Annotated in this window: 29 protein-coding genes and 1 pseudogene; 10 read left to right on the forward strand and 20 right to left on the reverse strand. The window is 62.6% G+C overall.

Features of this window, described 5'->3' with window-relative positions; translation table 11 throughout:
• Positions 1-2 precede the first annotated feature (2 nt).
• The 11 genes from IVB40_RS10005 to IVB40_RS35755 form a co-directional block, all read right to left on the reverse strand.
• On the reverse strand, positions 3-371 hold the full coding sequence (locus tag IVB40_RS10005; protein WP_027570896.1) for a c-type cytochrome: 369 nt from the start codon (positions 369-371) through the stop codon (positions 3-5).
• Positions 372-390: 19 nt separating this feature from the next.
• Entirely contained in the window at positions 391-1,023 is a 633-nt protein-coding gene (locus IVB40_RS10010) for a cytochrome c (RefSeq protein ID WP_247818765.1), read from the reverse strand.
• The gene (locus IVB40_RS10015; protein ID WP_247818766.1) at positions 1,023-1,862 is read right to left on the reverse strand and encodes a substrate-binding domain-containing protein; all 840 of its coding nucleotides are present in this window, start codon (positions 1,860-1,862) and stop codon (positions 1,023-1,025) included. Before IVB40_RS10015 ends, IVB40_RS10010 begins: the two co-directional genes overlap by 1 nt.
• Positions 1,846-3,627 carry a methanol/ethanol family PQQ-dependent dehydrogenase gene (locus IVB40_RS10020; RefSeq protein ID WP_256468225.1) on the reverse strand — a complete coding sequence of 594 codons (1,782 nt, stop codon included), beginning with the start codon at positions 3,625-3,627 and terminating at the stop codon, positions 1,846-1,848. Before IVB40_RS10020 ends, IVB40_RS10015 begins: the two co-directional genes overlap by 17 nt.
• A gap of 177 nt (positions 3,628-3,804) precedes the next feature.
• Positions 3,805-4,596, reverse strand: coding sequence for a heme-binding protein (locus IVB40_RS10025; protein WP_027570900.1), 792 nt, complete (start codon positions 4,594-4,596; stop codon positions 3,805-3,807).
• A 58-nt stretch (positions 4,597-4,654) separates the two neighbouring features.
• The gene (locus tag IVB40_RS10030) at positions 4,655-5,593 is read right to left on the reverse strand and encodes a cytochrome c oxidase assembly protein (RefSeq protein ID WP_247818767.1); all 939 of its coding nucleotides are present in this window, start codon (positions 5,591-5,593) and stop codon (positions 4,655-4,657) included.
• Positions 5,581-5,934, reverse strand: a complete 354-nt coding sequence (locus IVB40_RS10035; RefSeq protein WP_247818768.1) for a hypothetical protein — start codon at positions 5,932-5,934, stop codon at positions 5,581-5,583. Before IVB40_RS10035 ends, IVB40_RS10030 begins: the two co-directional genes overlap by 13 nt.
• Positions 5,931-6,530 carry a cytochrome c oxidase subunit 3 gene (locus IVB40_RS10040; RefSeq protein WP_247818769.1) on the reverse strand — a complete coding sequence of 200 codons (600 nt, stop codon included), beginning with the start codon at positions 6,528-6,530 and terminating at the stop codon, positions 5,931-5,933. Before IVB40_RS10040 ends, IVB40_RS10035 begins: the two co-directional genes overlap by 4 nt.
• A complete protein-coding gene (gene ctaD / locus IVB40_RS10045; protein WP_247818770.1) occupies positions 6,527-8,434 on the reverse strand; it encodes a cytochrome c oxidase subunit I in 1,908 nt (635 codons plus the stop codon). The genes IVB40_RS10040 and ctaD overlap by 4 nt, the downstream gene beginning before the upstream one ends.
• 2 nt (positions 8,435-8,436) lie before the next feature.
• The gene (coxB, locus tag IVB40_RS10050; protein ID WP_247818771.1) at positions 8,437-9,540 is read right to left on the reverse strand and encodes a cytochrome c oxidase subunit II; all 1,104 of its coding nucleotides are present in this window, start codon (positions 9,538-9,540) and stop codon (positions 8,437-8,439) included.
• Between the two features lie 20 nt (positions 9,541-9,560).
• Positions 9,561-9,683, reverse strand: a complete 123-nt coding sequence (locus IVB40_RS35755; protein WP_018460395.1) for a hypothetical protein — start codon at positions 9,681-9,683, stop codon at positions 9,561-9,563.
• Positions 9,684-9,815: 132 nt separating this feature from the next.
• On the opposite strand from IVB40_RS35755, the gene IVB40_RS10055 reads away from it, so the two are divergent.
• On the forward strand, positions 9,816-10,034 hold the full coding sequence (locus IVB40_RS10055; protein ID WP_027570906.1) for a hypothetical protein: 219 nt from the start codon (positions 9,816-9,818) through the stop codon (positions 10,032-10,034).
• Positions 10,035-10,048: 14 nt separating this feature from the next.
• Positions 10,049-10,516 carry a metallophosphoesterase family protein gene (locus tag IVB40_RS10060; RefSeq protein ID WP_247818772.1) on the forward strand — a complete coding sequence of 156 codons (468 nt, stop codon included), beginning with the start codon at positions 10,049-10,051 and terminating at the stop codon, positions 10,514-10,516.
• 20 nt (positions 10,517-10,536) lie between these two features.
• On the opposite strand, the gene IVB40_RS10065 is transcribed toward IVB40_RS10060, so the two are convergent.
• Together IVB40_RS10065 and IVB40_RS10070 are read right to left on the reverse strand one after the other, a co-directional pair.
• Positions 10,537-10,725, reverse strand: coding sequence for a hypothetical protein (locus tag IVB40_RS10065; RefSeq protein WP_081747987.1), 189 nt, complete (start codon positions 10,723-10,725; stop codon positions 10,537-10,539).
• 41 nt (positions 10,726-10,766) lie between these two features.
• Entirely contained in the window at positions 10,767-11,336 is a 570-nt protein-coding gene (locus tag IVB40_RS10070; RefSeq protein WP_247289217.1) for a DUF1236 domain-containing protein, read from the reverse strand.
• A 149-nt stretch (positions 11,337-11,485) separates the two neighbouring features.
• Between IVB40_RS10070 and IVB40_RS10075 the strand changes: the two genes are divergently transcribed.
• Both IVB40_RS10075 and IVB40_RS35880 read left to right on the forward strand, forming a co-directional pair.
• Positions 11,486-11,659 (forward strand): hypothetical protein, encoded by a 174-nt coding sequence (locus IVB40_RS10075; protein WP_247818773.1) that lies wholly within the window; start codon positions 11,486-11,488, stop codon positions 11,657-11,659.
• Positions 11,660-11,860 (forward strand): hypothetical protein, encoded by a 201-nt coding sequence (locus IVB40_RS35880; RefSeq protein ID WP_346283287.1) that lies wholly within the window; start codon positions 11,660-11,662, stop codon positions 11,858-11,860.
• 620 nt (positions 11,861-12,480) lie between these two features.
• On the opposite strand, the gene IVB40_RS10080 is transcribed toward IVB40_RS35880, so the two are convergent.
• Complete coding sequence (locus tag IVB40_RS10080; RefSeq protein ID WP_247818774.1) at positions 12,481-12,744, reverse strand: hypothetical protein; 264 nt, start codon at positions 12,742-12,744, stop codon at positions 12,481-12,483.
• Between the two features lie 145 nt (positions 12,745-12,889).
• Positions 12,890-13,369 carry a DUF4142 domain-containing protein gene (locus IVB40_RS10085; protein ID WP_247818775.1) on the reverse strand — a complete coding sequence of 160 codons (480 nt, stop codon included), beginning with the start codon at positions 13,367-13,369 and terminating at the stop codon, positions 12,890-12,892.
• Between the two features lie 226 nt (positions 13,370-13,595).
• Between IVB40_RS10085 and IVB40_RS10090 the strand changes: the two genes are divergently transcribed.
• The 4 genes and pseudogenes from IVB40_RS10090 to IVB40_RS10105 all read left to right on the forward strand — a co-directional run bounded on the left by IVB40_RS10090 (position 13,596) and on the right by IVB40_RS10105 (position 16,473).
• Positions 13,596-14,105: a DUF2243 domain-containing protein gene (locus IVB40_RS10090; RefSeq protein WP_247818776.1), complete on the forward strand. Its 510-nt coding sequence runs from the start codon at positions 13,596-13,598 to the stop codon at positions 14,103-14,105.
• A gap of 175 nt (positions 14,106-14,280) precedes the next feature.
• The gene (locus IVB40_RS10095; RefSeq protein ID WP_247290829.1) at positions 14,281-15,066 is read left to right on the forward strand and encodes a succinate dehydrogenase iron-sulfur subunit; all 786 of its coding nucleotides are present in this window, start codon (positions 14,281-14,283) and stop codon (positions 15,064-15,066) included.
• Positions 15,067-15,140: 74 nt separating this feature from the next.
• On the forward strand, positions 15,141-15,614 hold the full coding sequence (locus IVB40_RS10100; RefSeq protein ID WP_247436184.1) for an NUDIX hydrolase: 474 nt from the start codon (positions 15,141-15,143) through the stop codon (positions 15,612-15,614).
• Positions 15,615-16,473, forward strand: a pseudogene (locus IVB40_RS10105) (SIR2 family protein).
• Positions 16,474-16,627: 154 nt separating this feature from the next.
• On the opposite strand, the gene IVB40_RS10110 reads toward IVB40_RS10105, so the two are convergent.
• Entirely contained in the window at positions 16,628-16,864 is a 237-nt protein-coding gene (locus tag IVB40_RS10110) for a DUF3551 domain-containing protein (RefSeq protein WP_247818777.1), read from the reverse strand.
• A 162-nt stretch (positions 16,865-17,026) separates the two neighbouring features.
• Here IVB40_RS10110 and IVB40_RS10115 point away from each other — a divergent pair, with 162 nt between their 5' ends.
• Both IVB40_RS10115 and IVB40_RS10120 read left to right on the forward strand, forming a co-directional pair.
• Entirely contained in the window at positions 17,027-18,223 is a 1,197-nt protein-coding gene (locus tag IVB40_RS10115; RefSeq protein WP_247818778.1) for an NADH-quinone oxidoreductase subunit D, read from the forward strand.
• A 26-nt stretch (positions 18,224-18,249) separates the two neighbouring features.
• Entirely contained in the window at positions 18,250-18,486 is a 237-nt protein-coding gene (locus IVB40_RS10120; RefSeq protein ID WP_247818779.1) for a hypothetical protein, read from the forward strand.
• A gap of 53 nt (positions 18,487-18,539) precedes the next feature.
• On the opposite strand, the gene IVB40_RS10125 is transcribed toward IVB40_RS10120, so the two are convergent.
• The 4 genes from IVB40_RS10125 to IVB40_RS10140 all read right to left on the reverse strand — a co-directional run bounded on the left by IVB40_RS10125 (position 18,540) and on the right by IVB40_RS10140 (position 21,561).
• The gene (locus IVB40_RS10125) at positions 18,540-19,427 is read right to left on the reverse strand and encodes a manganese catalase family protein (RefSeq protein ID WP_247818780.1); all 888 of its coding nucleotides are present in this window, start codon (positions 19,425-19,427) and stop codon (positions 18,540-18,542) included.
• A gap of 205 nt (positions 19,428-19,632) precedes the next feature.
• Positions 19,633-20,001 carry a hypothetical protein gene (locus tag IVB40_RS10130; protein WP_247818781.1) on the reverse strand — a complete coding sequence of 123 codons (369 nt, stop codon included), beginning with the start codon at positions 19,999-20,001 and terminating at the stop codon, positions 19,633-19,635.
• Between the two features lie 73 nt (positions 20,002-20,074).
• Positions 20,075-20,944, reverse strand: coding sequence for an MBL fold metallo-hydrolase (locus tag IVB40_RS10135; protein ID WP_247818782.1), 870 nt, complete (start codon positions 20,942-20,944; stop codon positions 20,075-20,077).
• A gap of 29 nt (positions 20,945-20,973) precedes the next feature.
• On the reverse strand, positions 20,974-21,561 hold the full coding sequence (locus tag IVB40_RS10140) for an NADH-quinone oxidoreductase subunit B (RefSeq protein WP_275993239.1): 588 nt from the start codon (positions 21,559-21,561) through the stop codon (positions 20,974-20,976).
• Between the last annotated feature and the right edge of the window lie 170 nt (positions 21,562-21,731).

Raw genomic sequence — 21,731 nt, forward strand, 5'->3', positions numbered from 1 at the left:
GGTCACTTGAGCGTATAGAGAAACGCCGCGATGTCCCGCGCGTCTTTTTGCGGGATACCCATTCTCGGCATCGCATTGCCCGGCAACGCCCGCTGTGGATCCTCGATCCAGTCAGCCATGTTGTCCGGCGAATTGTGGATGTAGCCGGCGATGTAGGTCCGCGTGCCGATCCGATGCAAGGGTGGGCCGACATTGCCTTCGGCGCCGGCAATGCCGGGAATATCGTGACAGCCGCCGCACTGGTACTGCTTGACGAGGTCGGCGCCACGACGCGCGTCGCCGGTGAAGTTGTCCGGGCCCGCAGCCTCGCAGGCGGCGGTAGCGGTAGCCAGGAGTGCAGTGACTAACAATTTCGCGATCGGATTTACCATCGCTGCTCCGCTCGGCCGATCAGGGCTTCTGGCCGAAGTTGAAGGACTTGGTGGCAGACCAGGGATCGGTCGTGGAGACCTGCTCGCTCGGGACTTGCTCGACCTCAGGCGACGGCATCGCCGAAAAGGTGCGGCCCCATTGGTGGCTGGGCTCGTTGCTGATCCTGCCGATATAGGTGACGAGGTCCCAGATCACGCTGTCGGGCAGCACGCCGCCCCAAGCCGGCATTCCGTTCGGCCGCCCCTGGTAGATCGAGAGAAAGATGTTCTCGGGCTGCGCTCCGTAAGTAAAGATGTTGTTGCTCAGCGCCGGCCCCATGCCGCCGCCGCCATTCGGCGCGTGACAGCCGACGCAGTTGAAGTTGACATAGTAGGTCATCCCGCGCTGCTGCGCGTTGGGATCACCTTGCACGGGATTCTTGATTTGGGGCGGGTCCGGCTGCGCGCCGGGATGGAGGTGACTGACCGGGACCTGCATGAAGACGCCGGGGCTGCCATTACCGACGCTGCCACCGAAATTCGGGCGCGGAGACAGCGTCGGCATCTGCGCCTCCTGCGACTGCGGCAAGGTCTGCTGGGCCAGCCCTGCACCATTCGGCAAGACCGCCAGCAGCAACGACAGGGCGCTCGCGCGCATTGCTGGAGCAGACATCACTCATGTCCTCCCGATACCGTGACGGGTTGGTCCACCAGCGGAACGCCGTAACTGCGCAGCAGCGAGGTGATCTCGGACCAATGCTCGTCGATGAACTCGTTCAGCCGGTCGCGCAAGGCGTCGTCGCCTTTGCGCACGCCCATCGCGATGGCGAACTGGAACTGCTGAGGTGAAAAGCGTTCGTAATCCCGGATCGGCGTGACCGTCAGCGGGACGAGGGAGTGCTGGGCGAAATATCCGCCGAGGGGGCCCCAAGCTGCGGCGACATCGAGGCTGCCGCTTTCGACGGCTTCGATCAGGCGTGCCGGCGGATCGGCCTGGCGATAATCGCCGTAGATGGAGTAGCCGCGGACGTTATCGACGATGCCTTGGTCGCCGAGCGCCTGCGCAGGCGGTGGATTGTTGCCGTCGTCGCCGATCAGATGCACGCCGATCACGAGGTGATGCAAGCGCGGGTCGAGCAGGGACGAAAGGTCGAGGTGCCGGTCCTGCCGCGTGACGAACACATAGCTCGAGCGATAATAGGGCTTGGTCGTCTCGACGAGATCATAGCCGGACGGTACGCCCATCACGACGTCGCATCTGCCGGCTTTCAGTGTGTTGCGGATGAAGCCGCGGCGCTGCGCCCACCAGGTGTAGGTGACCTGCTGGCCGAAATGCTCGGCCACCATCGTCGCGAGCCTGTTCTCGAATCCTGCTTCGGCTTTGTTCGAGAACGGCAGATTGTTGGGATCGGCACAGACGCGAAGCTCGCGATCCGACGCTGCCGCCGCCGTGGTTGCAAGCCCAACCAGAAAACCAAGGGCGATGCCCGGACAACTATTTCGAAGGCGCATGGCTGGTATCCTCACCATTTGCGCCGCCGAGCTTGAAGACCAGCAGTTCGCTCCCGCCGGCGGTGTAGAACGGCAGATCCTGCGTCGCGCCGGTGAACCCCAGCGCACCGTTGCGCACCCGCGGATCGACCTCGGCATTGGCCACCACACCCGGCCAGCCGCCGACGCCCGACAGGATCGCGACGTATTGCTGTCCGTCGGAGCCGCGATAGGAGATCGGTTGGCCGATGAACCCGGATCCGGCGCGGAATTGCCACAGCACATGTCCATCCTTGGCATCCACGACTTTGAAAAGCCGATCCATGGTGCCGTAGAAGGCGACATCACCTGCTGTGACCAGCGCGCCGCTCCAGACCGGCAGCTTCTCGTGGATCTCCCAGACCTTCCTGCGCGCGATTGGATCCCACGCCATGAACTCGCCGCGATAGCCGCCGGGGCCGGCATACATATCGACGTCTGCGCCGACATAGGGCGTCCCGTCGATGTAGCCGACCTGAGAGGCCTTGAAGCTCATGCAGAGATGCTGATGGGGCACGTAGAGAAGTTTTGTGCGCGGTGACCACGCCGTCGGTTGCCAATCCTTGGCGCCCGGCGCGCTCGGGCAGATGTTCTCGACGGTCTTGCCGACAAGCGGCGTCTTCTCCTCGTTCGGGATGATCTTGCCGGTCTTCAGATCGACGCCCTTGTAGCTGTTGACGAAGTCATAAGCGTCCGCCGAGATCACCTCGCCAGTGGCGCGGTCCATGACGTACATATAGCCGTTGCGGCCGGGGTGGATCAGCACCTTGCGCGGCCGTCCATTCAGTTCGAGGTCGACAAGCACGTTCTCATTGATCTCGTCGTGGTCGAACAGATCGTGCGGGTTGATCTGGTAGGCCCATTTGGCGCGACCGGTGTCGGGATCGCGGGCAAAGATTGTGGTGCTCCAGAGATTGTCGCCGCTGCGCTGGTTGGCGTTCCAGGGACTCGGATTGGCCGTGCCGTAATAGATCAGGTTCAGATCGGGATCGTAGGAGATCCAGCCCCAGACCGTGCCGCCGCCAACCTGCCAGCGGTCGGCGGGCCAGGTCTTCACGCCGAGATCCTGGCCTTTGAGATTGTCGTAGAATGGCTTGAAATCGTCGCCGATCAGCACGTCCTTGTCGGGACCTGTCGAATAGGCGCGCCAAGCGATGGCGCCGGTGGTCTCGTCGAGCGCGGTCACCCAGCCGCGCACGCCCAGTTCGCCGCCGCTGTTGCCGACGAGAATTTTGCCTTTCACCACGATGGGAGCCATCGTGATCGTTTCGCCCTTGTTGATCTCGCCGAGCTTCGTGTGCCAGAGCTCTTTGCCGGTCTTGGCGTCGATGGCGACGGTGTGGTTATCGAGCGTGTTGAGGAAGACCTTGCCATTGTCGAAGGCCAGCCCGCGATTGACGACGTCGCAGCAGGCAACGCCCGCGGCTGCGGGCTCCGGCTTCGGCGCATAGGACCATTTCAACTCGCCAGTCGTGGCATCTAGCGCGAACACGCGGTTGGGATAGGGGCCGGCATAGGGACCGACCACATACATGGTGCCGTCCACCACGAGCGGCGCCGCTTCCTGGCCCCGGTCGGCGCCCACCGAGAAGGTCCAGGCGAGCTGGAGGCGCGAAGCATTGGACGCGTTGATCTGGTCGAGCTCGCTGTAGCGGGTGTTGGCGTAGTCGCGCGCCGCCATCGGCCACTGGCCGGGATCTTTCATGCGGCTGGCGAGATCGCTTTGTGCTGACGCGGATGACAGCATCGCGCAGCAGGCGCAAAGGATGGCCGGAATCCGGTTGAGCAGACGCGTGAGACCACGCACTAACATATGTAAAGATCTCCACGGCAGGGATGCGGCCGTGCCGCATTGCAGGCCGGCTTGCGGACGTACAAACGTTCCGACTTCCCTTGGTTCCAAAAAGCGGCGATTGACGCAGCGCTATCTCACCACGTTGCCGGATACGCCGGCGCCGAGGTCGACTGATATCTGATCTTCCTTGCCGTTACACTTGGGATGGCCAAATCCCGACGGGCTTTTGCCGTCGGGGCCGATGTCGTAGATGATCGCGTCCTTCATGTTGGGGCTGACTCCGGCCGGCACCCGGTCAAGCCCGAGCTGGTGACGCACGCGCCAGGCCACGTTGTGATCCGCGCAGGAGCTGTCGCCGCTGACGCCCAGCGCGCCCGTGACGCCGTTGCCGTCATAGAGCGCGAGCCCGCCTCCGAACACGATCGTGCCGCCGATCGGCTTGCCCACCATCGGATCCTGAGCCGTGCCGAAGTTGTCCGGAGATCCGGCGTACAAGGCTTCCTGGGATGGTGGGTTGCCGAGTGCCGCGCCGAACAGGAACCCGCCCGGCTGCGCACCTGCATAGAGATTGGCGGTCGCCATCGCCTTGTCCTTCAGGCTGAACGCATTCGCTGTGTTGGCCTTCTCGGCCGCGATGGCACGGCTGCCCAGCCACTGGTCGTCGACCTTGCCGCCGCTGTAGGCAATTGCGCAGACGACGCCCTGCCGATTGACGACGGCAGCCCATTCGTTGTTGTCCAGACCTCCGTTGCTGGGGCCGCCGCCCGACTTGACGCTCTTCTTGAGGATATCGGCGAGCTTGTCATGGTCGACCGGGCACGACATCCCCGGCTGGGGTTGGTCCTGCGCGTTCAAGACTGCAGGCACCAAGAATGCTGCGGTGAAGATAGCCGTTAGCGCCATGACGGATCGTTTTTCCATGTGGCCTCCGTGGAGTGTCGCAGTCGGCAGGCGAACGTTCGAACAGAAGTTGCGGTTCCTATGCCGCATCGCTCAGCCCGGATGTTGAAGGGAGCGGCAGGTGGGAATGGCCGCCGTTCGCAGTCAGCCACCGGTGAGCAAAGAACAACGCCGCGCCGGTATAGAGTAGGCCCATGGGCACCCACATCAGGATGCCGGCGAGTTGCTGATCCTCGAGTGCCGAGAGGCCGAATTCACCGGCGAGGGCGCCTTGACCGGGGATCCACAGCCGCGGCGACACCGTCAGCAGAGCCCCGAGCACACCCGAATGCAAAATCGTGATGAACAGGCACGCGACAGCGATGCCGTCGCGAATTCGTGTGCTACGGCCCTGACCGCGGCCATGCAGCAGCACCCACCAGAACAACAGCGCGGTCGCAAAGAAGCTGATGTGCTGGAGACGATGGATCGCCGTATTCTCGAGCGCCCATGCATATAACGGCGGTGCGTGCCAGACCCAGAGCGCTGCGCCGTGGAGGATGGTCGCGCTCATGGGGTGGCTCACAAACCGCCACGGCCACGCCAGTATCGGCCAATTGAGCATTCGACCCGCCGCCGGGCGGAGCCGGGCCGGCAGGCTCCACAGCAGTGGGCCATTGATCCGGGCGAACGCCATCAGCGGTGCTGCGACCACCATCAGGAGTTCATGCTCGACCATGTGCGCGGTGAACAGACGCTCGCCGAGCCAGTGCAGCGGCGAGGTCACAGCAAGCGCGGCCACCAGCCATCCGGTCCAGAATGCGGCGACCTGGCGGAAGCTGACGCCACGGCCGCCGCCCGCATGATGCCAGAGCCGCTGCGTTCCGACATAGAAGGCGATACCGACGGCATAGAGCGGGGCCATCAGCCAGGGATCGTAGCTCCACAGCGAGCCGGGATCGACCTCCGATAGTCCGTGCGCATCGGCCGGCGCCGTGAGCAGCGCGAGCAGCAGTGCTGCAAGGTTCAGCGCAGGCATGGGCTGATCATGATCGAGGCGGCGAGCTGGTTGGCAATCACCAGCGCAAACAGCACGCCGGAGCCGACGCCGAGCCAGGCCATGAACGTTCGTGGCCCGCCGCCTTGCGCATCCGTCCATTCAGCCCCCGCCCCGCGTCGAACCGCGCGGGCGGAAATGACAGTGCCCGCGAGGGCGACGACAGCCAGAGCCGCACTCATGATCGCGCCGCTGATCCTGGTCTGTTCGCAGGCGAAGTGCGCGAGCACGTAGATGCCCTGCAAATTGATCCCCCACGCGATGGGCCCGAGCGCAACGCCGGCCCAGTAAAGCAGTCTGGAACGTCCCTCGGCTGCGGTCATAGGCGTGGCACCCAATCGAGCAAGACATAGAGCGGCAGCCAGGCGAGCACGACGAAGTTCCAGTAGAACACGTTGTCGGTCACGTCGCTGAACCGGCGCGGTCTCGCATGGCGCGTGAACATCAACACCGCCAGCACGACCGTGTCGCCGACATCCGTGGCAAGGTGGGTCGTGTGCAGCCCCAGAATGAGCCATACGATCGAGCCATAGGCTGAATTGTCCCAGCGGGTGTTGAGATGCGCGAACTCGAAGCCGCGCAGCACCAGGAGCGCGATGCCGATCAAGGCCATCACGATCAGGCCGATCCGCACCTTCGCGAGATCCTGTCGGTGTGCGGCGCGGTTCGTGAACTCGTTGGGAATGATGCTCAATAGATAAATCACCGTCTCGACCGTCCCCGGCCAGAGATCCGGCGGGGGTGCTCCGATCGGCCAGGTCGGGTTGACTGCGTAGAGATAAAGGTAGGCGCCGATGGCAATGGCAAAGCCCATGCCTTCGAGCGCCATGAAACCCATGGCGCCCCACCACGGGCCACTGCGCGGGCCGTAGCCATAAGTCGGGAGGTCCGAGACGTTGCGGACGATGGTCTGCCTCACTCCTCGTCCTCCTTGGTGCCGGTCGGCCAGAACCAGCCGATCAAGGTGACGGCCATCGGGGGCGTGCCCCAGAGCACCGCCCAGGGCGTGAAGATCGAGCCGATGAAGAAGATCGTCGTCGCGATCGCCGCGAGCAGTGGCCAGATGCTCGGTTCGGGCGAAGCCTCGCGGATCTGCGGCTCGGCTTCCGCCAGCGAGGTCAGCAGCACCTCGCGCCGCTCTGCGCTCAGGCCCGCGACCACAGGCAGGCTCTCGCTATCGGCCCACAGCGGGTCGCGGTGCTTGACGACCGGAATGCGGTCGAAATTCTGCGGCGGAGGCGGCGATGAGGTCGCCCATTCCAGCGTCGAGGCATCCCAAGGGTTGTCGCCCGCAAGCGCGCCGTTGCGCAGGCTGTAGACCACATTGGCCAGAAGCAGCGCGAAGCTAAACGCGAAAACGAGAGCACCGCCGCTGGACACGAGGTTCAGATGCGCCCAGTCCATGTCGGCGGTGTAGGTATAGACCCGGCGCGGCATTCCGATCAGCCCGAGAATGTGCATCGGGAAGAAGGCGACGTTGAAGCCGATGAAGGCCAGCCAGAAATTCCAGCGCCCTAGTCTTTCGCTCAGCATGCGGCCGGCGATCTTGGGAAACCAGTAGTAGACCGCGCCGACCAGCGGGAAGACGGCGCCGCCGATCAGAACATAATGGAAGTGGGCGACGACGAAATAGGTGTCGTGCACCTGGGTATCGATCGGGACCGAGGCGACCATCACGCCGGACAACCCGCCGAGCACGAAGATCACGATGAAGCCGATCACGAACAACAGCGGCGTCCGGTACACTGGACGTCCGTCCCAGAGCGTTGCCAGCCAGCAGAAAATCTGCAGCCCGCTCGGCACCGCGATCAGCATGCTGGAGGCCGTGAACAGGGCCGCACCGAGTTGGGGCAAGCCCGTGACGAACATGTGGTGGACCCAGAGGCCGAACGACAGGAAGCCGGTCGCGATCAGGGAGAGGATCACCACGGGATAGCCGATCACCGGCCGCCGCGCGAACGTCGCGAGGATCGCCGAAACCATTCCCGTGCCCGGGATGAAGATGATGTAGACCTCGGGATGGCCGAAGAACCAGAACAGATGCTGCCAGAGCAAGGGATGGCCGCCCGATGAGGAATCATAGAAGCGGGTATTGACGAGGCGATCCAGGATCAGTGACGTCGATGCGACCATGATCGAGGGCATTGCGAACATCACAAGGAAGGCCGTCACCAGCATGGCCCAGACGAACAGGGGAATGCGGTCGAGCGTCATCCCTGGCGCGCGGAGCTTGAACACGGTCACGACGATCTCGACGGCGACCGCGAGCGCCGCAACCTCGGTAAAGGTGATCATCTGCGCCCAGACATCGGCGCGCTTGGTCGGTGTGAACTGCAGGCTGGAGAGGGGAACGTAGGAAAACCAGCCGACGTCGGGGCCGACGTTGAACAGGAAGGAGGTCCACAGGAAGCAGCCGCCGAACAGAAACATCCAATAGCTGAAGGCATTCAGGCGCGGAAAGGCGATGTTCCGCGTGCCGACCATCAACGGCACCAGATAGACGGCGAACGCCTCCATGACAGGCACGGCGAACAGGAACATCATCGTCGAGCCGTGCATCGTGAAGACTTGATTGTACTTGTCGGCCGAGAGAAACGTCTTCTCCGGCCCGGCCAGCTGAATGCGCATCAGGACCGCAAGGATGCCGCCGAGGAGCAGAAAGGCGAATGCGGTCAAGATGTAGCGACGTCCAACGACCTTGTGGTCGACCGACATGAGCGCACCGACAAGTCCAGACGGCGTGCGCCACACCCGCTCGAGCTGCGTCGAAAGCTGCAGACCGTTCAGGACGTCGTCCCGCAATTCATTTGGTTCAGCGGCCATGCTCACTTGAGCTGCTCCAGATAATGAATGATCGCGATCAGCTCGTCCGATTGCAGCGGCATCTTCGGCATGAGATTGCCGGGCTTGATGTGCTGGGGATCGGCGATCCAGGCGCCGAGCGTCGCGGGCGTATTCGGCAGCGTCCCTGCCGCGATGGTCGTGCGGCTGCCGATATGCGTGAGATCCGGGCCGAGCTGGCCGCCGGCCAGCGTGCCTCTGATGTTGTGGCACAAGGCGCATCCGCGCGCCCGGAACAGAGCCTCGCCCTGCTTGCCGAGCTGATCCGCGGGGTTACTCGCGCTCTGGTTTTCATGGTCGCGCCAGCGGCCGAACTCGTCGGGGGACATCGCGATCACGGCGAACGCCATGTGGGCGTGCTGGATCCCGCAGAACTCGGCGCATTGACCGCGATAGATGCCCGCGTTCTTCGCCGTAAATTGCAGCTCATTCTTCTGCCCGGGGATCAAGTCCATCTTGCCGGTCAGGCTGGGCACCCAGAAGCTGTGGATCACGTCGGCGGATTCCAGCTCGACTTTAACTGGTTGCCCGGTCGGGATCCGGATCTCGTTGGCGGTCACGAAACTCTGGTGCGGACTATCGGCCTCATAGCGGACCTCCCACCACCATTGGTGACCGATGATCTTGAGTGTGTGGGTTTTCTCGTCCTTTGCAAAGACGGTGCGCTGACCGGCATAGCTGACCAGGGAGAGGCCGAGCACGACGACGGTGGTCGCAATCCCAAGCGCGAGGATGACGCGCCCGGAGCGTCGTTCGAAGGGCTGGTGGAGGTCCAGCGGCTGATCGGCTGCGCGCTTCCGGCGCAACAGCCCCACACCCAGAACGATGACGACGGCAGTCCAGACGATCGCCGCGACAATGAGGAAGAGAAACAACGTGCGACGAATCTGCTCAGACTGTAGCCCTTGAGGGTCGAGCGCCGACTGCTGGCCCGCGCACGCGGCAAGCGGCCAGGTCATGCACAACACCAGAACCCTTTGCACCCGGACCTGCATTGACGTTTTGTCGCACTCCGCTTCACAGGCGGAACCGGTCAGGCCTACAAAGGTTCCTATGCGCAGCCGGAACGGTTGGCCGACGAAGGACATGTCCGACATCGATCATCGGGCTAAAACGGCCAGCCCTTCACGGCGATCACGATCGCCGCATCGCCAGCGGCCATCAGCAACAGGACGGCAAGACTGGCGATGATCGCACCCGGCTGGGCAAGCACGCGCAACTCTCCGAGCATGTGTCGGCTCCAAAAAACGCAGCAATGCCGCGACGACCCTGAGGGTTCCTGCGGACGTGCCGGGAGTTGACCTGCGAGCGCCGGAACGAAGGCTCGAGATCGCGCGTTCCTGCGACGAATTCGAGGGTTCACGTGCCGCGCTATCATTTCGATCTGGTCGATTCGAAGACCGTTGCAGACGAGGGAGGTGCTGAATTGCCCGACGACATCATGGCCCTGGATGTTGCCGAGGAGATCGCCAGGAGACTTCTTGCGGAGCGTCCCGAACTCAGAAATCGTCATTTTTCCATCCTGGTCACGAACCAGGAGGGTGAGGAGATCGGGAAGGTGCCCCTTGATGTCCTGCACTGAAGCCCTGGCCTGACATGACGTTGAGGATCGGCGTGATCTCGGATACGCACGGCCTTCTCAGGCCGGAGGCCGAACGCCGTCTTGCGGGGGTGTCGCATATCCTCCACGCCGGTGATATCGGCGCGCCGGAGGTTCTGGAGAGGCTTTGCCGAATAGCACCGGTCACCGCCATCAGGGGAAACGTCGACGTCGCCAGTTGGGCGAAGCGCTATCCCGAAACCGAAACAGTGCACCTCGGCGCTCGTTGTTTCTACCTCCTTCACGATCTCAAGGCGCTCGCCATCGACCCCGCGGCAACCAGTGTGAACGTGGTGATATCAGGACATTCGCATCGGGTGCAGGTCAACACGATCAACGGAGTGCTTTTCCTGAATCCCGGAAGCGCCGGTCCAAGGCGCTTCAAGCTGCCGATCACGCTGGCAACGCTCGAAATGGATGAGGGCGGCGACCTGCGCCCCACCATCCATGAGCTCGACGCGTGAACGACGTGCGTGCGTGCCAGCTAGTGAGTATTCGACTTTTGCCACCGCTCCAGATCAATCGGGGGACGCTTTGGGTCGATCTGCTCCTTCTCGGGATTCCCCTGCCAAGGCTGGTCCGTCTGCCGGTGGGTTGGCAAATCAGTCTGCTGTCGCGGATCGTCGACCGGGGTTTCTCTGGGGTCGTTTTCAGGTGCTTTCGCTCTCGGCATAAGTTGTCCTCTTTATGGTCTGTCGATGCGGCGGCACGCGATCAGCGTACGCCAGCGATAATTGCCGCGACGCGGCGCGAATGCTGATCGACAATGACGAGATCGTTTCCGGCGATCAGATATTGATCGCCCCAGAACCCGTTCAGCACTTGGGTGACTTCGGGCGGCAAATCGGCAACCTCGGTCTGGCGCGGCACAGACGTACCGATCATCATTTCGAAATTCGGGCGATCCATCGTCGGGCCATGCGCCGATGAGATGGTGGCGCGGAGCTGCTCGCGTTGCTGATCGTTGAGGCCAGCCGGCTGGGCGCTCTGCTTCACATCCCGCGCACGGGCGCCGGTCGTGTCTTCATTGCCAGCCGGGTTTTCCTTGGCCGCTTTGCTGACTGCTTCGCGTTGCGTGGGAACTCCCGTGCCGACCGTTGTGGCAGGGGCACCTTTGTCGGCGCCTGTGGAGGGGCGGCCCAGATAGTCTGTTGCCCCGAACATCTGGGGCACGGCGAACCAGACGATGAAACCTACAAACAGGACCGCGGCCACTCCCGATCCTGCCATCATCAGCTTCCGGGTGCCGTCCTTCTCCGTTTCACGCGATAGATACTTGACCATGAACAAAAAGCCTTCGGTATGAACTGCGGAGTCAACCCGCGCAGGAATCGTTCGTTCCTACGGGCATGCATCAGCATCGATCAGGAACGACCGCCGCCGCATCTCATTGCCAGCACATGAGGTCGCGAGACCGAAACAAGGAGCATGCAATGTCCAAAATGCCCCCCGTTCCGCCAGAGCAGCGCAGCGACAAGGGACCCGGATCTGATCCAAAGATCGAGACGGACGAAAAGGTGCCCGGCCGCGAGAACTTCGACACCCAGGGCCGTCACGGCAACATCAAGCAGAACACGACAAACCAAGGCTACCAGCAGGACCGATGAATGCCACACAAGAACTCTGACACTGAACGCTTCGGTGGTCCGGGCTCATCGCGGCAGGATCGCAAGCACCCTGAAAAGGGAGGTCGCGACCTTGAGCGCCCTGCGCCCGGAACGCCCACCAACGACCGCAAATCACACGTCTCGGGAGGCGGTGGTGAGCGCGATCAACATCACACGCATAATGATCGTGAGAGGAGCTGAGCAATGCATAGGACAAGTTCGAGCTTGATGCTGATCGCCTTCCTGGCGAGCGCGTCGATAGGGGCCGCCTCGGCGCAGAGTGGCGGGGGTGGGGGCGGCGGCGGTGGCGGTTCGGGAGGATCTGGCGGAGCAAGCGCGAGCAGCACGAGCGGCGGCACCGGCGGTGCGACAAGCCCCGGGTCAGCCGGCGGTGCTTCGAGCCTTGGGTCTGCAGGTCCTGGGTCTGCAGGTCTTGGGTCGACAGGTCCTGGGTCTGCAGGTCTTGGGTCTGCAGGTCCTGGGTCGACAGGTCTTGGGTCGACGGGAGCGACAAACCAGGCGGGGGATGTATCGCCCAGCCTGGGCAATCCAGCCGACGCGGCCGCGGCTTCGCGCGGCACGACGGCTACCGGCACGAACACCGCTGGAACGGCCCAATCAACGGGTAGCGGCCCGCAAGGATCGACCACTGTCGGGCGGGCCGGCAATCCCGCAGGAGGCACCAGCAGCGGACGGATCGACGGAACTGCGACACCCGGTCCGTCGATGCCGGGCGACGCCGAAATACGCTCCGAGAACTCTCAGGATTCGCACGTCGATCGAAAGATCAAGAGCATCTGCAAAGGGTGCTAGACTGGTGATCAGGACGCCGGGCTTCCCGGCGTCCAATCGAGGTCATCCTCGCTTCGAGGTTCGGGGCCGGGCGAGCAGGGCTTGATCTTCAGGTCGTCCCCGAGCCTGGGCTTGCCCTCGCTGCTTTCGACCAGACCAGCGTCTTCGGCTTTCTTCAGCGTTTCCTCTTTGGTCGAAAATGTCCGGCTCAGTTTTTCGTCATCCTTGAACAGGACATACGCCATCTCGGTCCTCACAGTTTGATCATCGGCAACTTTGACGGCGGCCGTCACGCGCGGCCACCGCCAATGCTACGGCTGCCACTTCCGCTTGCGCTTGAGACGTTGCGCGCCGTTTCCCCTTTTTCCTTTGCCGTGCTTCACGGGGGCCGTCTCGATCTTCTTGCCATTTGTACCTCCTTGTCGCTGGGGTGAACCTCTAGCCGACTTCCCTGAGACTGCTCAGGATCGCAAGGTGACGCTGGATGATGGGCAGCGACATCTGTGCGACCTGCTGTTCGCTGGGGTTGCCACCGGATCGCAAATACGAATTGTTGAGCGCGAGCAATTCACGGTGTCCGCGGATCTGCCCCTGCACATACATCTGGTCGAAGGGACCCGACGGTGTGGCCTGAAGGCGCTGAAGCAGGGCGGCATGATCCGGCCGCAGCGGTGCCGATCCCGGCGCTGCTCCGAGCGCGCTCGCGACCTGGACCTGTTCGGTGATCTCTGCATTGGCGAAGTTGACGATGTCGGGATTGCCGGTGCGCGTCAGGGCGAGCTGACTCGTCTGCATCGCAAACGCGCCACCCATGAGGTCGGCCGTTCGAAAATCCCGCTGTGGGACTGGCTTGGATTGCGCAGCGTAGGTCGATAGTCCGAGGCCGCCCAACGCAAGTAAAAACGATCTTCTCAGCATGATGAATCTCCAATGTTGGATTCACAAGACACTGCGACCGTTTCGAACGTTCCTATCGTCACATAAGCAGCCGAGCGATGCTCCACCGAGCGCCTTCGGTGGCATGAGATGAGCAGGCAGGTTAACGCAGGTTATTGGCAGGGGGAGTGTGTCATGATCATAGGAACGGCAACCTGGAGGAGGGTTTGTCCATCATCCAGATGCCGACCGACGCACGAGCAGATTCATGCAAGACAGCAATTCATCCAGCTTCCCGATTTCCGCGGGTGTCCTTCTCGGGCTTGGCCTGGGCGGGTTTTTTGACGGCATTGTGTTTCATCAGCTGCTGCAATGGCATCATATGTTAAGCGGCTGGTACCCGCTCAACTCCATCGACAACGTCAAGCTCAACACGACCTGGGACGGCATCTTCCACAGTGGGACCTATCTGCTTGTGCTGCTCGGCCTGTATGTGCTGTGGCAACGGGCGCGCAGGTCCGACATTCACCTGTCGGGCGGCCGGTGTCTCGGAGCGGTCTTGCTCGGTTGGGGCATCTTCAATCTGGTTGAAGGCGTGGTGGACCATGAGATCTTCAAGTTGCATCGGGTGAATGAGACCGTGCCCGACGAACAGCGCATCTTCTGGGATCTCGGATTCCTGCTATGGGGTGCGGCCATGTTGGTGATCGGCGCAGCCATGACACGCGCCGCCACGCAAGCGAGGGTACATGCGGAAAGCAGTCTACAGGCTCGCTAGAGAGACCCCGCCAGCTCTGGTCTATGCCCTTTTTATATTGCTGCTGATGCTCGCGACAGCACCGGCCTTTCGCATCGTGCTGTTTGGTGTGTCGCTGGATGATCTCCTGCAACTACGTTGCTTCAATCCCAATTGATGCGCAGTTATCAACGCCTCATGTCCGCCCGGAGGTAACATGGTCGAGTTCAGGCTTCCGAAACACTCCCGCGTCGAAAAGGGAAGGATCTGGCCCAAGCCGGACAGCAAATCGTTGCGCGAATTCCAGGTCTATCGCTGGAATCCCGACGACGGTCGCAATCCCCGGCTCGACACCTACTTCGTCGATATCAGCGATTGCGGGCCCATGGTGCTGGATGGTCTGATCTGGATCAAGAACAACATCGACTCCACACTGACGTTCAGGCGGTCCTGCCGCGAAGGCGTGTGCGGCTCCTGCTCGATGAATATTGCCGGCCAGAACACGCTCGCCTGCACCAAATCCATGAGTGAGGACGTCCCGAACGGCGAGCCGTTGCGCGTGCTGCCCTTGCCGCATCAGCCCGTGGTCAAGGACCTCGTTCCCGACCTGACGAATTTCTACGCCCAGCTCGCATTGATCGAGCCTTGGCTGCAAACCGTGTCGCCCACGCCGCAGAAGGAATGGCGGCAGAGCCATGAGGATCGGGCGAAGCTCGACGGGCTGTACGAATGCATCCTCTGCGCCTGCTGCTCGACGTCTTGTCCAAGCTACTGGTGGAATTCCGAACGTTTCCTGGGCCCAGCGGCTTTGATCCAGGCGGCGCGGTGGGTCAATGACAGCCGCGACGAAGCGACAGGCGAGCGCCTCGACAAGCTTGAAGACCCCTTCAGGATCTATCGCTGTCACACCATTCTCAACTGCGCGAAGGCGTGTCCCAAGGGCTTGAATCCGGGCGAAGCGATTTCCGGATTGCGCCTCAAGATGGTCGAACGGAAGTTCTGATCGGAGATGGACGCTCCCCGCAGAAAGGAACGATGGCTGCGGCGTAGGCTTATCGACCAAACTGGAGGCGCCTGATGGGCAAGAAACAATTCGCCGCTTTGCCGTTCACGCTGACCAATTCCGAATTGCGCGTGATGCTGATCACGACCAGGCGTAAGGGCAGGTGGAGTGTCCCGAAGGGGTCGCCGATGCGCAAGACCGAGCCGCATCGTACGGCTGCGCTCGAGGCATACGAGGAGGCCGGTCTTGTTGGCGTCACCGCAAAGCGCGCGCTCGGGTCCTTCAAACATCGCAAACGGAAGGGTGATCGCAAGCAGACCGTGAACGTTGCCGTCTTTCCCATGAGGGTCCACGGGCAGGAGCGCTGGTGGCCGGAAAAGGGAGAGCGCGAAGCAATCTGGGTGTCGCCGAAGAAGGCGAACCGTCTGGTACACAAGGCGCAGCTTCGGCGTCTGATCGCCCGGTTTGCGGCGCAGACGGAGAAGACCGCCTCCTTACCGCTGGGCGACGGCCCAGGAACCCGTGTCTCGTCCAGCTATTCAAGGTAGATGAACCAGCAACCGACCGGACTCGCATTCGAGGAGCGACCGCCTCATGAGGTCCTAGCCGCTGCGATCAAGCGGCGCTGCGCCATCCTGTTCGTCGGTGCCGGCGTCTCGATGGCTGTCGGCCTGCCGTCCTGGCAGTCTCTGATCGACCACCTGCTGGATGACCTTGGACTTGAGCGCAACATGATCGATGGAATGCACGGCGGCTATCAGATGCTGGCTGAGTACTACCGGCTTAAGCGCGGCGGAATTGGCCCGCTCCGCAGCTGGCTCGACCGCGTGGCGCGTCGACCCGGACAGGATCGCGGCCTCGCGGCTCCACAAGCTGATCGTGGAGCTCGATTTTCCGACCATTTACACCACGAACTACGACCGCAACCTCGAGACAGCCTTCGACGTCCTGGAAAAGCCTTACGCCAAGATCAGCAACGCAAAGGATATTGCGGGCGCCCGTTCCGGCGTCACACACATCATCAAATTCCATGGCGACTTCGACGACGATGCCTCGCTCGTCCTGACCGAGACCGACTTCCTCAACCGGCTCGCGTTCGACTCGCCACTCGATATCCGGTTTCGCGCCGATGCCTTGGGAAGCACGTTGCTTTTCATCGGATACAGCATGTCCGATCCCAACATTCGGCTGCTGCTGCACCGGATTTGGCAGAGTTGGGAGGAGTCCGGGCACCGCCAGGACCGACCGAGGTCCTTCGCTTTCGTCACGCAGCGCAATCCGGTGCAGGAAGCGGTATTGGCGAACTGGGGCATCACCACCATCGCGCCGCCCGATGGCGTCAGCCCGGATGATGGTGTTACCCGGTTCTTGCTGGACATCCGCCAACGTATCGACCGAGAGAAGTGAGTGCCTCAACTGCGCCGCCACGATGCGCGCCCAGACCAAGACCACCGGCGCAAACGATCGCCGTGAGCGTTTGCTCTGCTGCCATGGGGCCGCTCGGATCAGCGGCGGGACGGGTCAGAAGGGGGCTCGATTGCCGGTCCGCAACCTGGGTCGGTCACCGATATCCCCTATATCGACGTGCATAGGCATAGCGAGGATTGACGCCGCAATAGGCGTTCGTTCCCGATGCAGTCGCCATGCACTGAGCGTAACTGGCGAACTGGCAGTTGCCCGGATAGCCCCAAACGCGGCCCTGAAGGCAGTAGCGGTCTTGTGCGACGGCGGTAGTCGAGGAGCCGAAGCCCATCACAAGCGCGAGAGACGCGGCAGCCAGGAGCAATCGATATTTCATGAAAATCTCCAATTTCAACATTGAACGTCCGTCGTGAAGCGGCGTTCCAAAGTGCAACGTTGACGGCTCCTTTTCTCGGGTTCGACGTGAATCGTTAACCCGTGTGAAGCCGTTCGATGCCGATCGCGATTAAGGTGACGGATGTCCTCGATCGGAAGCCGTATGCCTGACCAATCTCCCAGCCTTAGAAATTTCACCATCAATTTCGGTCCACAGCATCCCGCCGCTCATGGCGTGCTCAGGCTCGTGCTCGAACTTGACGGCGAAGTCGTCGCACGGGTCGATCCGCACATTGGTCTTCTGCATCGGGGCACCGAAAAGTTGATCGAGGCCAAGACCTATCTTCAGGCGATCCCCTATTTCGACCGGCTCGACTATGTCGCTCCTTTGACGCAGGAGCACGCATTTTGCCTGGCGATAGAGAAACTGATCGGGCTTGAAGTTCCGCGGCGAGGGCAGCTGATCAGGGTGCTCTTTCATGAGATCAGTCGCATCCTGTCTCATCTTCTGAACGTCACGACGCAAGCGATGGATGTCGGCGCCTTGACGCCACCCCTTTGGGGCTTCGAAGAGCGCGAGAAGCTCATGGTGTTCTACGAGCGTGCGTCCGGCAGTCGGATGCATGCGAACTATTATCGTCCCGGCGGCGTGCACCAGGACCTTCCCCCCAAACTGATCGATGATATCGAAGCCTGGTGCGATCCGTTCCTGCGCGTCGTCGACGATCTGGATCGGCTGCTCTCGCTCAACCGCATATTCAAGGCCCGAAACGTCGATATAGGCCGGGTGACGCTCGATCAGGCCTGGGCCTGGGGCTTCTCCGGCGTGCTGGTACGGGGGTCGGGCGCGGCCTGGGACTTGCGAAAGGCACAGCCCTACGACTGCTATGCCGAGATGGACTTCGACATCCCCGTCGGCAGGAACGGAGACTGCTACGACCGCTATCTCATCCGAATGGAGGAGATGCGGCAATCGGTGCGCATCATGAAGCAATGCATCAAGAAGCTGAAGTCTGCGGACGGCCAGGGCCCGGTGCTCGTGCAGGACAACAAGGTCGCGCCGCCGAGACGTGGCGAGATGAAGCGTTCCATGGAGGCGCTGATTCACCACTTCAAGCTCTACACGGAGGGCTTCCACGTTCCCGCCGGCGAGGTCTATGTCGCCGTTGAGGCTCCGAAGGGCGAGTTCGGTGTGTTCCTCATCGCGGACGGCACGAACCGCCCTTACAAGTGCAAGATCAGGTCGCCGGGGTTCGCCCACCTGCAAGCGATGGACTTTCTCTGCAGGGGGCATTTGCTCGCGGACGTCTCGGCGATCCTGGGGTCGTTGGACATCGTCTTCGGCGAGGTCGATCGCTGACTGGAAAGCCGCACTGGAGGATCAGCATGGATATCAAGGAAGCCTCCGCGATGACCGAAGCGTCCGGCCTCGTGGACGATCAGTTCACCGCGCAGAGCGACTCGCACGCGCCGCACGGTGATACACGAACAGCAGACGATACGCCTTCTCAAGCGCCTTCGGCGCAATTGGCCGACCAGCTCAGGACGATGACCAGAGCAGCGCCGCTGCAGGCAATCTTTGCGGCGTTTCTGTTGGGCGTTTTGATAGCTCGGCGTCGCTAGACGTCGGCCAGGGCCGTCCCTTTCATCGGACGACCCCGGCCGTTGCACGACAATCAGGTCAGCGCGTTCGTCACCGGCGGTTCGTTCATCTGCTCGACTTGTGCGCCGCTATCCGGCCGCGCCGGTCCGAGCACAGGCTCCTCGCCCAAAGGCTCGAACCCGGCGCGGAAGCTGAACGACCCCTGGCCGTCGAGCGAAGGACCTTCGCAGTAGCGCCCCGGCTGCAGCGGCGCCGCGTTGCGTTCGGTGCCCATGAACATGTAGCTGAACTCGATCGCCTCCTTGCTGCGGTCGAAGCTGTTCGGAATAGGCAGGGCGGCGTCCGCGCCCATCTCCTCGATCACCGCGAGCCATTGCTGTTGATGCATGGTGTCGCGCGCAATCAGGTAGCTCAGCATGTCCTGCATGCCGGGATCGCTGGTGGAGTTGAAGAGACGCACGGCGAGGGTCCGGCCGGTGGATTCAGCCGCGACGTTGCAATACATATCGGCGGCCAGATTTCCGCTGGCATAGACATGTGAGCAATCGAAGGGGACGCCGTCGCAATTGGCAGGGAAGGCAGCCATGCCGGTCGAGAGCAGATGCCGGTGCAGCATGCCCTCGATCACATGCCGCGGCCGCTCACCGCCGTTCATCACCGCGCCGACGACTGGATTGGCCTGCAGGCTGGTCTCCTGCATCGTTGCCGGCGCATTCTCCAGGTTCAGCGCTACCGCGGTCGCGAGCATCTCGATGTGGCTGATCTCTTCGGTCGCGGTATTAAGCAGGATGTCGCGATATTTGGCCGGCCCCCGCGCACCCCAGGCCTGGAAGAAATACTGAAGGCAGACGCGGATCTCGCCTTCGACGCCGCCGATGGCTTGCTGCAGCTGGCGGGCGAAGATCGGATCGGGCTTCTCGACCCTGACCGGATATTGCAGTCGTTTGTCGAAGTAGTACATGCGCAGCTCCTTTTTGTGTTGACGCTATTGCGCAATGAGTGCTGCCGGGTTGCGTTCCTATGGAGTTTCTAGCGACTATTTTGAAAGCCTTTAAATTTTAGACGTGAACGCGATGCGGCCCCGGCGAGGAGAGGATCTCGCCGAGGCCGCTCTCAGGCGCGCAACAGCAGGGAGCGCGCGTTAGAAAATTGCGAACCGCGAACCGTTAGCGCCGCGGCATGGTGCCGTTGGACGGTGGGGTCGTCTCGTTGCGCATGCCGGGAGGACTGGAAGCACCTTGTCCGCCCCGCTCGACATGGGTGATGCCGCCGCCACCGGAGCCGCCGGCTCCGCCCGAGCCGGCTCCTGCACCGCCAGCGCCAGCGCCAGCTCCAGCACCGCCGCCCGCGCCGCCGGCCCCGGCGCCCGCGCCACCTCCGGCGCCGCCCGCGCCACCTCCGGCGCCACCCGCACCACCGCCGGCGCCGCCTGCGCCACCACCAGCGCCACCGCCTGCACCTTGCGCGAACGCTGCGCCGACTGAAGCGCCTGCAAGCATTGCTGCCGTAAAGATCGTCAGGATCGTCTTACGCATCTGTCTTCTCCTTGAGGTTTCGATGTCGGACCAATCATGTGAAGCATCCACCGTTCCTAGCCGTGCAGCGCGATCAAGCTCTGTCCTCGACGACTCCGCGTCGATATTGCGAAGGCACGGCAACTTCGTCGAACCGTTCGGCGAGAGCATCGAGAGCCGCGCGCATCTGCGGCCCCTGCATGGCCGCGCCGTGCCCGGTGACGACGATCTCCGGAGCGAGCGCGGCAAGTGCGCGCACCGATGTCTTCGCGCTTTCCCAATCGGGCGTGAAATACATCGGCGGCCCGTGCATCTCCGGTGTTTGCGTCACCGCGGCGTAAACGGATTCCTGCCGCGTCGTGATGAAGGCGTCGCCGGCGATCAGCACGCGATCGCGTTCGCGCCAGAGCGAGATATGCCCTGGGGTATGGCCGGGCGTATGGATCCACTGCCATTCCGGCATGAAGGGTACGCTATGATCAAAGGGAAGATCATAGAGGCGCGATCCGACGTTCACCGGCCTTGTCGGGAAGAGCGGAGAAAGCCGGGCGAGCAGCCCGCCACCGACGCTGGGATCGGCCGACGGATAGGATTGGCTTCCGTCAAGATAGGGATGCTCGGCCGCATGGGCATAGACCGGCACCTCCCATTCACTCGCCAGCGTTTCGAGAACGCCGACGTGATCGAAGTGCCCATGCGTCATGATGATGCAGGCGGGCCGGCCGTTTCCTCCGAATCTGGCCTTGGCGGCAGAGCGGATGGCGCCAGCCGATCCGGGGATGCCGGCGTCCACCAGCACCCAATTGCCGTCGCCGGCGTTCTCGAAGCCAACGAAGATGACGTTGACGATCGCAAGCTGACGATAGGCTACGTCAGTGACGATCTGCCGCGTGTTGTCATTGCGGTCGAGGTCGGATTGCGGGTGCTCCGCGTCGGCGGAAGAGGGAAGCGAGATCTGCGTCATGTTCATTCGAGTCCGATGTAATCAATTCTCTAGCGCTCAATCGTACCCATGCGCCGGATCTTCTTCTGAAGCAGCATCACGCCGTATAGCAGCGCCTCTGCGGTCGGCGGGCAGCCGGGCACGTAGATGTCGACCGGCACGACGCGATCACAGCCGCGCACGACCGAGTAGGAATAGTGATAATAGCCTCCGCCGTTGGCACAGGACCCCATTGAGATCACGTAGCGCGGCTCGGGCATCTGGTCGTAGATCTTGCGAAACGCCGGCGCCATCTTGTTGGTGAGCGTGCCCGCGACGATGATCACGTCCGACTGGCGCGGTGATGCGCGTGGCGCGAATCCGAAGCGTTCGGCGTCGTAACGCGGCATCGACATCTGCATCATCTCGACCGCGCAGCAGGCGAGCCCGAACGTCATCCACATCAGCGAGCCGGTCCGCGCCCAGGTGATCAGCTCCTCCGCCGTCGCCGTGAAGAAGCCCTTGTCCGCAAGATCGTCGCGGATCGTCATGAAGAACGGATCGGAAGTGTTGTCCGGCCGTCCCTCGCCCGGCCGGCCAGATCCAGGCCGGCCAAGCGAAGGGCCTGAGCTGCCGACGTGCGGAAAATTGTTTGTCATTCGTGTCCCTCGGCGCTGCGGCCGTTTGGCGATGCGACCACCCGCTCCGGGAAACAGTGATTTGCATGCGGCGTTCCTGCGGCGGGAGGAGGATTTGCGTTCTGTTATCGCAGGTTAGCTTCGGGTCCGACGGCCGGAACCCGGCGCTGGCGTCGTGGATCACCCTAGGA

The sequence above is a fragment of the Bradyrhizobium sp. 40 genome (genome assembly GCF_023100925.1).
GTDB lineage: Bacteria > Pseudomonadota > Alphaproteobacteria > Rhizobiales > Xanthobacteraceae > Bradyrhizobium.

Bases quoted from the DNA above. Each gene is read 5' to 3' on its own strand.
- IVB40_RS10005 (WP_027570896.1), bottom strand. From the start codon at position 371: ATGGTAAATCCGATCGCGAAATTGTTAGTCACTGCACTCCTGGCTACC.
- IVB40_RS10010 (WP_247818765.1), bottom strand. From the start codon at position 1,023: ATGTCTGCTCCAGCAATGCGCGCGAGCGCCCTGTCGTTGCTGCTGGCG.
- IVB40_RS10015 (WP_247818766.1), bottom strand. From the start codon at position 1,862: ATGCGCCTTCGAAATAGTTGTCCGGGCATCGCCCTTGGTTTTCTGGTT.
- IVB40_RS10020 (WP_256468225.1), bottom strand. From the start codon at position 3,627: ATGCTGTCATCCGCGTCAGCACAAAGCGATCTCGCCAGCCGCATGAAA.
- IVB40_RS10025 (WP_027570900.1), bottom strand. From the start codon at position 4,596: ATGGAAAAACGATCCGTCATGGCGCTAACGGCTATCTTCACCGCAGCA.
- IVB40_RS10030 (WP_247818767.1), bottom strand. From the start codon at position 5,593: ATGCCTGCGCTGAACCTTGCAGCACTGCTGCTCGCGCTGCTCACGGCG.
- IVB40_RS10035 (WP_247818768.1), bottom strand. From the start codon at position 5,934: ATGACCGCAGCCGAGGGACGTTCCAGACTGCTTTACTGGGCCGGCGTT.
- ctaD (WP_247818770.1), bottom strand. From the start codon at position 8,434: ATGGCCGCTGAACCAAATGAATTGCGGGACGACGTCCTGAACGGTCTG.
- coxB (WP_247818771.1), bottom strand. From the start codon at position 9,540: ATGTCCTTCGTCGGCCAACCGTTCCGGCTGCGCATAGGAACCTTTGTA.
- IVB40_RS35755 (WP_018460395.1), bottom strand. From the start codon at position 9,683: ATGCTCGGAGAGTTGCGCGTGCTTGCCCAGCCGGGTGCGATCATCGCC.
- IVB40_RS10060 (WP_247818772.1), top strand. From the start codon at position 10,049: ATGACGTTGAGGATCGGCGTGATCTCGGATACGCACGGCCTTCTCAGG.
- IVB40_RS10065 (WP_081747987.1), bottom strand. From the start codon at position 10,725: ATGCCGAGAGCGAAAGCACCTGAAAACGACCCCAGAGAAACCCCGGTC.
- IVB40_RS10070 (WP_247289217.1), bottom strand. From the start codon at position 11,336: ATGGTCAAGTATCTATCGCGTGAAACGGAGAAGGACGGCACCCGGAAG.
- IVB40_RS10075 (WP_247818773.1), top strand. From the start codon at position 11,486: ATGTCCAAAATGCCCCCCGTTCCGCCAGAGCAGCGCAGCGACAAGGGA.
- IVB40_RS35880 (WP_346283287.1), top strand. From the start codon at position 11,660: ATGCCACACAAGAACTCTGACACTGAACGCTTCGGTGGTCCGGGCTCA.
- IVB40_RS10085 (WP_247818775.1), bottom strand. From the start codon at position 13,369: ATGCTGAGAAGATCGTTTTTACTTGCGTTGGGCGGCCTCGGACTATCG.
- IVB40_RS10090 (WP_247818776.1), top strand. From the start codon at position 13,596: ATGCAAGACAGCAATTCATCCAGCTTCCCGATTTCCGCGGGTGTCCTT.
- IVB40_RS10095 (WP_247290829.1), top strand. From the start codon at position 14,281: ATGGTCGAGTTCAGGCTTCCGAAACACTCCCGCGTCGAAAAGGGAAGG.
- IVB40_RS10100 (WP_247436184.1), top strand. From the start codon at position 15,141: ATGGGCAAGAAACAATTCGCCGCTTTGCCGTTCACGCTGACCAATTCC.
- IVB40_RS10110 (WP_247818777.1), bottom strand. From the start codon at position 16,864: ATGAAATATCGATTGCTCCTGGCTGCCGCGTCTCTCGCGCTTGTGATG.
- IVB40_RS10115 (WP_247818778.1), top strand. From the start codon at position 17,027: ATGCCTGACCAATCTCCCAGCCTTAGAAATTTCACCATCAATTTCGGT.
- IVB40_RS10120 (WP_247818779.1), top strand. From the start codon at position 18,250: ATGGATATCAAGGAAGCCTCCGCGATGACCGAAGCGTCCGGCCTCGTG.
- IVB40_RS10125 (WP_247818780.1), bottom strand. From the start codon at position 19,427: ATGTACTACTTCGACAAACGACTGCAATATCCGGTCAGGGTCGAGAAG.
- IVB40_RS10130 (WP_247818781.1), bottom strand. From the start codon at position 20,001: ATGCGTAAGACGATCCTGACGATCTTTACGGCAGCAATGCTTGCAGGC.
- IVB40_RS10135 (WP_247818782.1), bottom strand. From the start codon at position 20,944: ATGACGCAGATCTCGCTTCCCTCTTCCGCCGACGCGGAGCACCCGCAA.
- IVB40_RS10140 (WP_275993239.1), bottom strand. From the start codon at position 21,561: ATGACAAACAATTTTCCGCACGTCGGCAGCTCAGGCCCTTCGCTTGGC.